Genomic DNA, 1,781 nt, shown 5'->3' with positions numbered 1-1,781 from the left:
AAAGAATGATTAATTATATACCGTCAGGCGATACTTCTGTCCCAAAGAAGAAATGTAATTATTGTGTCCCCTACAAATTTGATTTTACATACAAAAAAGTATGTAAAATCAAATTTGTAGGGGACACTATGCCCGTTTGGCTTAATTCTTCGAACCCAAGAAGGAAATTGTCAAGGCAAAGTTCAAAAATCATTTAGTTTTTTAGTAAAATTAAATTATAGAAACTTAAGGAGTGGATGCTTATGTTAAATATGAAAAAGTCATTATCAATTTTAGGGGTTGGATTATTAGGAGCATCAGCAATTAGTGTATTTGTCACAAATACTAAAAATCATACTAATAATTTAACAATAAAAGAAAATATTGATACAAATTATCAAACTGATTGAAATTTTATGTATGAAAGTGTTAATTCATATTTAGAAGATTATTCAACTAATAAATTAACAACTTATAGTAATATTAGTGAAAATGATATACAAAAAGTTAAAGAATTAGCTAAACAGAATTCAATTGAAATGTTAGATCGTTATAAGTTAGAAAATTTAAATACTTTAGAAATTGAAAATGCTGTTAAATCTGAAAACCAAGATTTTGCTAAACAATTAAAATTAGAAACTTTAAGAGCGCAAGAAGAATTAATTAAAGCTGAAAAAGAAGAGATTGTAACACCTAAATTAGCAGTTTCTACTTATTCAATGACGAAATCAATTGACCAAGTTAAACGTGAAAATGAAAAATTAGTAACAGAACTTAAAAAAACTAAAATGATTATATCTATATTAACAGCCTCATTGGCAGTTGCAGCAGCCAGTTTCTATGCTGCCGCTTGATGATTTGGAATAACTTTGCCTTGAGCTATTGGATGCACTGCAGCAGCAGCTTTAACAGGCGCAGTTGTTGCAGGAATAAATATTGCGTTACTTAAATATGATAAAGAAATGACTAAAATTCAAAAGGGGATTTCTGCAATAACATCTATCTATAATTTAGGTCATTTAATGGATAGTGCTGTAAGAATTCCCTTAAAAATAAGTATCACAGGACTTACAGCAAAAGTTTGGGTTTTTCCTGCTATTTCTGCAGGTATAGCTGTTTTGTCTGCTACCTTGTTTGCATTAGATTATGTTAAATATATAAAATAAATCCTATGTCCAAGAAAGAAAAAAAACTTCTTAATAAAGCAGCAGCAAAAAAACGTAGAGAAGAATTTAAAAAAAGAAAGAAATGAAAAGAAATGACCTTTTGAGAAAGATTTTGATCTATATTAGAAATTTTATTTAATGCATAAATGAATTGATTAGCTAAAAAAAGAGGCCAAAAATCAAAAAAACACCTATGATGGTGTTTTTTTCTTATTTTAGCTATATACTATTAATAACTAAATAAAAAAAGATGCGATTTGAAACCCCGCCATCTTTGCTTAAATAATACTAGAAATTAAGTAAAATCGAAGGGTTTGAGAAAACTTTTCCATTTTTTTATATTTATTTGCGTTTTGCCTTGAAACTGCCGCTTAGCTGAGTGTATAAGTCTTTGCGAGACAAAAGACCCTTGCTGGATAGAAATATCGGGTTGGTAAAGCGAGTTCCTAAAAGTGAAAAGCACAACACAAACTCTCGCCCTAAACTATAAGGTATGTAGTCGGTAGATGAAAACTTAAGCTTTAGAATTTTATTTTAAATGCTCCAAAAAATGGCAACACTCTCTTTGAGAATGTACCCCATAGGTGACACAAAATTTTATTTGAGAAAAAGTAGTAATTAAGTTTACTGCTTTTT

Annotated in this window: 1 protein-coding gene; it reads left to right on the top strand. The window is 29.0% G+C overall.

The features are described 5' to 3' along the window. Window positions 1–242 precede the first annotated feature (242 nt). The gene (locus G319_RS09615; RefSeq protein ID WP_026389593.1) at window positions 243–1,145 is read left to right on the top strand and encodes a hypothetical protein; all 903 of its coding nucleotides are present in this window, start codon (window positions 243–245) and stop codon (window positions 1,143–1,145) included. Window positions 1,146–1,781 lie beyond the last annotated feature (636 nt).

It is taken from the genome of Tullyiplasma multilocale ATCC 49900 (assembly GCF_000483165.1).
Lineage (GTDB): Bacteria > Bacillota_I > Bacilli_A > Mycoplasmatales > Mycoplasmataceae > Tullyiplasma > Tullyiplasma multilocale.
Note: the sequence above shows the minus strand (reverse complement) of the source record. Positions and strands in the feature narration are given on the sequence as shown.